Consider the following 6,576-nt stretch of genomic DNA (forward strand, 5'->3'; position numbering starts at 1 on the left):
GGGACACCACCCCCGTTCGGGGGTAGTGAGACCTGCATCACGAATTACACGATGGTACGGACGAGCGGCGGTAAGTGGAATGCGAGCGGAATGCGAGGGGTGCGGATGACGGCGACCGGAGCGGGTGGCGGCGGCACGGAGGAGTTCCGTGCGGCACGGGACTTCCTGCTGCGCCACCGGGAGGACTACCGGGCCGCGTACGACGGCTTCGTCTGGCCCCGGCCCGCGCACTTCAACTGGGCCCTCGACTGGTTCGACGCCATCGCCGACGGCAACGACCGCACGGCGCTGCACATCGTCGAGGAGGACGGCGACGAGACCCGGCTCTCGTTCGCGGAACTCGCGGGGCGCTCCGCGCGTGCCGCCAACTGGCTGCGCGGGCTCGGCGTCGGAGCCGGGGACCGCATCGTCGTGATGCTGGGCAACCAGGCCGAGCTGTGGGAGGTCGCGCTCGCCGCGATGAAGCTGCGGGCCGTGGTGATCCCGGCGACGCCGCTGCTCGGCGCCGCCGACCTGCGCGACCGCATCGAGCGCGGCCGGGCCCGGCACGTGGTGGTGCGGGGCGAGGACGTCGCGAAGTTCGCGGACGTGCCGGGGGAGTACACCCGGATCGTGGTCGGCGCGCGGGGAGCGGAGGAAGCAACGGTCGCCGGGGGCGCCGACGACTGGATCCCCTACGACGGCGTCGACACCGCCCCCGCCGACTTCACCCCCGACGGCGTCACCCGCGCCGACGACCCCCTGATGCTGTACTTCACCTCCGGCACGACGGCCCGGCCCAAGCTCGTCGAGCACACCCATGTGTCGTACCCCGTGGGCCACTTGGCGACGATGTACTGGATCGGGCTCAAGCCCGGGGACGTGCATCTGAACATCTCCTCGCCGGGCTGGGCCAAGCACGCCTGGTCGAACCTCTTCGCGCCGTGGAACGCGGAGGCGACCGTCTTCATCCACAACTACACGCGCTTCGACGCGGGCCGGCTCATGCGGGAGATGGACCGGGCGGGCGTCACCAGCTTCTGCGCGCCGCCCACCGTGTGGCGGATGCTCATCCAGGCCGACCTCACCCAGCTGCGGACGCCGCCGCGCGAGGTCGTCGCGGCAGGGGAGCCGCTGAACCCCGAGGTCATCGAGCAGGTGCGGCGCGACTGGGGGGTGACCATCCGGGACGGCTTCGGGCAGACCGAGACGGCCGTGCAGGTCGCCAACACCCCCGGCCAGGAGCTGCGCCCCGGCTCGATGGGGCGCCCCACGCCCGGCTTCGCCGTCGAACTGCTCGACCCGGTCACCGGGGCGCCGGGTGCCGCCGAGGGCGAGATCGCGCTCGACCTGTCGGCGCGCCCGATCGGCCTGATGACGGGCTACCACGGTGACCCGGAGCGCACCGCGGAGGCCATGGCGGACGGCTACTACCGCACCGGCGACATCGGCGCGCGCGGCGCCGACGGCTATCTGACCTACGTCGGCAGGTCCGACGACGTCTTCAAGGCGTCCGACTACAAGATCTCGCCGTTCGAGCTGGAGAGCGCGCTCCTGGAGCACGAGGCGGTGGCCGAGGCGGCGGTCGTGCCCGCGCCGGACCCGGTGCGCCTGGCCGTGCCGAAGGCGTACGTGGTGCTCGCCGAGGGGTATCAACCGGGGCCGGACACGGCCAAGTTGCTGTTCGAGCACTCCCGGTCGGTGCTCGCCCCGTACAAGCGGGTGCGCCGTCTCGAGTTCGGCGCGCTGCCCAAGACCGTGTCGGGCAAGATCCGCCGCATCGAGCTCCGGGAGGCGACGGCCAAGGGGTCCGGCGCCGAGTACCGCGAGGAGGACTTCCGGTGAGCGCCACGGGGCTTTCGTACGCGCACGGCACCAGCAAGACACCCCTCCTCGGCGACACCATCGGGCAGAACCTCGCCCGTGCCGTCGCCGCCTGGCCGGACCGCGACGCGCTCGTCGACGTCGCGGCCGGCGCCCGCTGGACCTACGCCGAATTCGGCGCCGCCGTCGAGGAGTTGGCGCTCGGCCTGATCGGCTCCGGGGTCGGCAAGGGCGACCGGGTCGGCATCTGGGCGGTCAGCTGCGCCGAGTGGGTGCTCGTGCAGTACGCCACCGCGCGCGTCGGCGCGATCATGGTGACCATCAACCCGGCGTACCGCGCGCACGAACTCGCCTACGTACTCAAGCAGTCGGGCGTCTCGCTGCTCGTCGCCACCCGGGAGCACAAGACCAGCGACTACCGGGCGATGGTCGAGGAGGTCCGGGGCGAGTGTCCGGACCTGCGGGCCGCGCACTACATCGCCGACCCGTCGTGGGACGCCCTCGTGGACGCGGGGCGGTCCGTCGACCCGGCCGAACTCGTGGCCCGGGAAGCCGAGTTGAGCTGCGACGACCCGGTCAACATCCAGTACACCTCGGGCACCACGGGCTTCCCGAAGGGGGCCACGCTCTCCCACCACAACATCCTCAACAACGGGTACTGGGTGGGGCGCACCATCGGCTACGGCGAGCAGGACCGGGTGTGCCTGCCCGTGCCCTTCTACCACTGCTTCGGCATGGTCATGGGCAACCTCGGCGCCACCTCGCACGGCGCCTGCGTGGTGATCCCGGCGCCGTCGTTCGACCCCGTGGCCACCCTGCACGCCGTCGAGCGCGAGCGCTGCACCTCGCTGTACGGCGTGCCGACGATGTTCATCGCCGAGCTCAACCTCGCCGACTTCGCCACCTACGACCTGTCGTCGCTGCGCACCGGCATCATGGCCGGATCGCCGTGCCCCGTCGAGGTCATGAAGCGGGTCGTCGCCGAGATGCACATGGCGGAGGTCTCCATCTGCTACGGCATGACCGAGACCTCGCCGGTCTCCCTCCAGACCCGCATGGACGACGACCTGGAGCGCCGCACCGGCACGGTCGGCCGGGTCCTGCCGCACATCGAGGTGAAGGTCGTCGACCCGGTGAGCGGGGTGACGCTGCCGCGCGGGGAGTCCGGCGAACTGTGCACGCGCGGGTACAGCGTCATGCTCGGCTACTGGCAGGAGCCGGAGCGCACCGCCGAGGTCATCGACTCCGGGCGCTGGATGCACACGGGCGACCTCGCGGTGATGCGCGAGGACGGCTACGTCCAGATCGTCGGCCGCATCAAGGACATGATCATCCGGGGTGGCGAGAACATCTACCCGCGCGAGATCGAGGAGTTCCTGTACGCCCACCCGAAGATCGCGGACGTACAGGTCGTCGGGGTGCCGGACGAGCGGTACGGAGAGGTGCCGCTGGCCTGCGTCATCCTGCGCGACCCCGAGGAGACGCTGACGCTGGAGGAGCTGCGCGGCTTCTGCGCGGGCAAGCTCGCCCACTACAAGGTCCCGGCGGGGCTGCGGATCCTGGAGGGCTTCCCGATGACGGTGTCGGGGAAGGTGCGGAAGGTGGAGCTGCGGGAGCGGTTCGGCTGAGTCCGCGGCGCTGAGTCCGCGGCAGGGGCGGCGGGCGTCTCGCGCCCGGATCTCAGGCGCCCGTCGCCGCCAGTTCGTCCGCCGCGCCGTTCAAGGGCTCCGGCGTGCCCGAGAGGTCGATGCGGAACAGGGCCACGTCCAGCTCGTCCGCGCGGTCGCGGGCCGCGGGGGTGAAGTCGCACAGCGCGAAGCACACGCACGTCGCCGAGTGCGCCATGGCGGTCAGCCAGGCGCACTCGACATCCCGCAGCGACGTGTCCCGTACGGCGGGCTCGACCTGAGCGAGCACGCCGAGTGCCGCCAGCCGCGTGCCCGACGGCGGGCGCTCCTCGTCGGGGCCCGCCTCGCGCACGTCCTCGTAGCCGAGCCAGCGCAGATACAGCGCAGCCGTCGTCACCGCGTCCCCGGCGCTGCGGACGGGCAGGGGGCGGAAGGCAGGGCGGGGTGTGGGCGCGGTGCGCGGCAGGGGGATGTGGGACGGGGTGAGGGAGGGGTGGCCGTCCGCTGAAGTTCCGCCCCCGGCCTCCCCGGCCGCCGCGGGGCCCTCGTCCGTCCCATCTGTCTCGTCCGCCTCGTGCGACGCCACCGCCAACCGCAGCACCGTCCCGCACGCGCACCCCAGCTCGGGCCGCGGCCAGTCCGCCGTGCGCCCGCAGGCCGCGCACCGCACCGTCACCCAGGCGTCCGCGCCGGTCCGATGGGTGAGGGGGACGGCTGCGCCGTGCCGGACGGGGGGTACGACGGGTTTGCCGCAGGCGCAGGGAAACGCCGGGGGAGCGTAGGCCTGTTCATGGCGACACACCGGGCACCGCACCAGAACGCCGTCCTTCGCCATGGCCCTCACCGCCGCCCGTCCGCTGTCGAAGCTCCCCATCGTACGGAGCTCATCGTCGTACGGAAGGTGACCGCGCCGATACGCCATTTTGAGCTGGACGCGGGCCCCCGCATGCCCCGTGTGCCCCGGAATCCCTTGACGGTCCCGGCACGCCCCCTTACATTGCTTCCATATAGCAGAACATAATTTCCGCAATGTGGAATACGTCGCGAGGCGGGCCATGGCGCGGAAGCAGCACCGGAAGGCACGGCTCATCGCGGGGCGCGACGGTGGCCGTGGCTTCGTCAGCCGAAGCAGGAGAACTCAATGGCTCGTATGACCGCTGCCCGCGCGGCAGTCGAGATCCTCAAGCGCGAGGGCGTCACCAACGCGTTCGGTGTGCCGGGGGCCGCGATCAACCCCTTCTACAAGGCGCTCAAGGAAGGCGGCGGCGTCGATCACACGCTCGCCCGCCACGTCGAGGGCGCCTCGCACATGGCCGAGGGATACACGCGCACCCACCCGGGCAACATCGGTGTCTGCATCGGCACGTCGGGCCCGGCGGGCACCGACATGATCACCGGGCTCTACTCCGCGATCGGTGACTCGATCCCGATCCTGTGCATCACGGGCCAGGCGCCCACGAGCGTGATCCACAAGGAGGACTTCCAGGCCGTCGACATCGCCTCCATCGCCAAGCCGGTCACCAAGATGGCCGTCACGGTCCTGGAGGCCGCGCAGGTCCCCGGCGTCTTCCAGCAGGCCTTCCACCTGATGCGCTCGGGCCGTCCCGGTCCCGTCCTCATCGACCTGCCCATCGACGTCCAGCTCACCGAGATCGAGTTCGACCCGGACACGTACCAGCCGCTGCCGGTCTACAAGCCCGCCGCGAGCCGCGCGCAGATCGAGAAGGCCATCGGCATGCTCGTGAACTCCGAGCGGCCCCTGATCGTCGCGGGCGGCGGCATCATCAACGCCGACGCGTCCGAACTCCTCGTGGAATTCGCCGAACTGACGGGTACTCCGGTCATCCCCACGCTGATGGGCTGGGGCGCCATCCCCGACGACCACGAGCTGAACGCGGGCATGGTCGGCCTGCAGACCTCGCACCGCTACGGCAACGCCACGTTCCTCGAGTCCGACTTCGTCCTCGGCATCGGCAACCGCTGGGCCAACCGCCACACCGGCTACAAGCTGGACGTGTACCGCGAGGGCCGCACGTTCGTGCACGTCGACATCGAGCCGACCCAGATCGGCAAGATCTTCGCGCCGGACTACGGCATCGCCTCCGACGCCAAGGCCGCCCTCGAACTCTTCGTCCAGGTCGCGCGGGAGTTGAAGGCCGCGGGCGAGCTGCCCGACCGGAGCGACTGGATCGCCCGGGGGCAGGAGCACAAGTCCACGCTGCTCCGCCGCACGCACTTCGACGACATCCCCATCAAGCCGCAGCGCGTGTACGAGGAGATGAACAAGGCCTTCGGCCCGGAGACCCGGTACGTCTCCACGATCGGCCTCTCCCAGATCGCCGGCGCCCAGATGCTGCACGTCTACAAGCCGCGGCACTGGATCAACTGCGGCCAGGCCGGTCCGCTCGGCTGGACCATCCCGGCCGCCCTCGGCGTCGCCACGGCCGACCCGGACGCCCAGGTCGTCGCCCTCTCCGGCGACTACGACTTCCAGTTCATGATCGAGGAGCTGGCCGTCGGCGCCCAGCACCGCATCCCGTACGTCCACGTCCTCGTCAACAACTCCTACCTGGGCCTGATCCGCCAGGCCCAGATCGGCCTGGACATCAACTTCCAGGTCAACCTGGAGTTCGAGAACATCAACTCCCCGGAGCTCGGCGTCTACGGCGTCGACCACGTCAAGGTCGCCGAGGGCCTCGGCTGCAAGGCCATCCGCGTCACCGACCCCGCGGAGCTCGGTGCCGCCTTCGAGCAGGCCAAGAAGCTGGCTGAGGAGTACCGGGTTCCTGTCGTCGTGGAGGCGATCCTTGAGCGGATCACCAACATCTCCATGAGCCGCACCGCGGACATCAGCGATGTCACCGAGTTCGAGGAGGTCGCCACGGAGCCGTGGCATGCGCCGAGCTCGATCAAGACGCTGAAGGCGTAGTACGGCGCGGCTTCCTTGCCGCCCGGCCCCCGCCCCGGAGTTCGCCTCCGGGGCGGGGGCCTTCGCGTGTACGCCCCGGTCGGAGTGTGCGGGTGGGCCGCCTCCCGCCGATCGGCGCTCCGCGCCTCGTCCTCAAACGCCGGACGGGCTCTCTCCCACCCACCCGCCCGAACTTGCACCGGCCTGCCCAACAGCCCGGCACCCTCGGCCCCGAAA

The 6,576-nt window shown here is 71.0% G+C and carries 4 protein-coding genes; 3 read left to right on the forward strand and 1 reads right to left on the reverse strand.

Annotation, left to right across the window (positions count from 1 at the left end; all coding sequences use genetic code 11):
- The first annotated feature begins 105 nt into the window (after nucleotides 1-105).
- Both ACFVHO_RS03050 and ACFVHO_RS03055 read left to right on the forward strand, forming a co-directional pair.
- Nucleotides 106-1,824 carry an AMP-binding protein gene (locus ACFVHO_RS03050; protein ID WP_385709346.1) on the forward strand — a complete coding sequence of 573 codons (1,719 nt, stop codon included), beginning with the start codon at nucleotides 106-108 and terminating at the stop codon, nucleotides 1,822-1,824.
- On the forward strand, nucleotides 1,821-3,431 hold the full coding sequence (locus ACFVHO_RS03055; RefSeq protein WP_385709349.1) for an AMP-binding protein: 1,611 nt from the start codon (nucleotides 1,821-1,823) through the stop codon (nucleotides 3,429-3,431). The genes ACFVHO_RS03050 and ACFVHO_RS03055 overlap by 4 nt, the downstream gene beginning before the upstream one ends.
- Before the next feature lie 52 nt (nucleotides 3,432-3,483).
- On the opposite strand, the gene ACFVHO_RS03060 is transcribed toward ACFVHO_RS03055, so the two are convergent.
- On the reverse strand, nucleotides 3,484-4,107 hold the full coding sequence (locus tag ACFVHO_RS03060; RefSeq protein WP_385709352.1) for a hypothetical protein: 624 nt from the start codon (nucleotides 4,105-4,107) through the stop codon (nucleotides 3,484-3,486).
- Between the two features lie 465 nt (nucleotides 4,108-4,572).
- Here ACFVHO_RS03060 and gcl point away from each other — a divergent pair, with 465 nt between their 5' ends.
- Nucleotides 4,573-6,360 carry a glyoxylate carboligase gene (gene gcl, locus ACFVHO_RS03065; protein ID WP_385709355.1) on the forward strand — a complete coding sequence of 596 codons (1,788 nt, stop codon included), beginning with the start codon at nucleotides 4,573-4,575 and terminating at the stop codon, nucleotides 6,358-6,360.
- Nucleotides 6,361-6,576 lie beyond the last annotated feature (216 nt).

Origin of the sequence: Streptomyces sp. NPDC127108, from assembly GCF_042677545.1 — a bacterium.
Lineage (GTDB): Bacteria > Actinomycetota > Actinomycetes > Streptomycetales > Streptomycetaceae > Streptomyces.